Consider the following 1,224-nt stretch of genomic DNA (forward strand, 5'->3'; position numbering starts at 1 on the left):
AGGACGTCTACGTCGCTTCGCGCGCGCTGCAGAAGGCCGGCCTGCCGAGCCTGAACAGCGAGCAGCGGGTGCGCCTGACGGTCCGCATGGGCCAGAAGGGCCCGATGGCGGAAGCCGTCCAGCTTCTGTGACGACGGACACGGCCCGGGGAAAACCCCGGGCCGTTGCCTTTCTTGGCTGAGCCACGCTCCGCCCTCGACAGCGGGCCCGACGATAAAGCAGGGCCGCGCGCGAAGTTCACGCGCGAATTGCCGGCGGTCAGACGCCGGGCGCTGATCGAAGCCACGGCCCAATGTTTGGCCGAACGCGGCCACGCGGCCACATCCGTGCGCGAGGTCTGCGCCCGCGCCGGCGTGTCGCTCGGGCTGGTGCGCCATTATTTCGGCGGCATCGACGCCCTGATCGCCGAAACTTACCGGTTCATCGGCAGCCATGTGTCCGACACGCTGGCCGCGGCGCTGGACGCGGCGGACACGACGCCGGAGGCGCGGCTGCGCGCCTTCATCGACGCCAGTTTCCGGCCGCCGGTGCTGGACCCCGACCTGCTGTCGATCTGGCTGTCCTTCTGGGCGCTGGTGCGCCGCGACGAGGCGATCCGCCGGATCCATCGCGACGTCTACGCCGCCTATCGCCGCCGGCTGGAAGGGCTGATCGCCGAGGCGGCCGCGGCCCGGTCGCGCCGGGTCGACACGGCGCTGGCGGCGCTGGCCTTCACCGCCATGCTCGACGGGCTGTGGCTCGAGCTCTGCCTCGACCCCTCGGTGTTCACGCCGGACGACGCCGTGCGCATCGCCAATGGCTGGGTCGACGGCCTACTCTCCGGCGGCTCGATGGGGCTGGCGGCGGACGCCTAGCCTTCTCCGCCCTCTCCCCGGAACAGCGCCCGGTTGTCCTGCATCAGCCGGACGATGCGCTCGATCACCGCGCGTACCGCCGGGTGGCGGCGCTCGTCCTGGTGCAGCACCAGCCATTGCTGGTGGCGCAGCGCCTCGACCTCCTCCAGCCGCTCGATCCCCGGCTCGGAATCGCCGACGAAGCAGGGCAGCACCGCCCGGCCGACGCCGCGGCGCAGCAGGTCCAGGATCAGCCGGGGGTCGTTGCCGCGGACCACGGTGGCGGCGGCATGCCGCTCCGCCACCCAGCGGGCCGAGGGCGTGACCGCGCCGTCGCCGGTGACGCCGATCCAGCGCTCCGCCAGCCCGCCGCCGCGCCGGCCATAGACGG

The 1,224-nt window shown here is 73.0% G+C and carries 1 protein-coding gene and 1 pseudogene; one reads left to right on the forward strand and one right to left on the reverse strand.

Annotated features, from left to right (window positions below; translation table 11 throughout):
• Positions 1 to 248 precede the first annotated feature (248 nt).
• The gene (gene betI, locus P409_RS34720) at positions 249 to 854 is read left to right on the forward strand and encodes a transcriptional regulator BetI (protein WP_202964910.1); all 606 of its coding nucleotides are present in this window, start codon (positions 249 to 251) and stop codon (positions 852 to 854) included.
• On the opposite strand, the pseudogene P409_RS39750 reads toward betI, so the two are convergent.
• A pseudogene (locus tag P409_RS39750) lies at positions 851 to 1,224 on the reverse strand (LysR family transcriptional regulator); the annotation flags it as partial. The gene betI and the pseudogene P409_RS39750 sit on opposite strands and share 4 nt — an antisense overlap.

This window comes from Inquilinus limosus MP06 (assembly GCF_000767795.1).
Taxonomy (GTDB): Bacteria; Pseudomonadota; Alphaproteobacteria; order DSM-16000; family Inquilinaceae; genus Inquilinus; species Inquilinus limosus_E.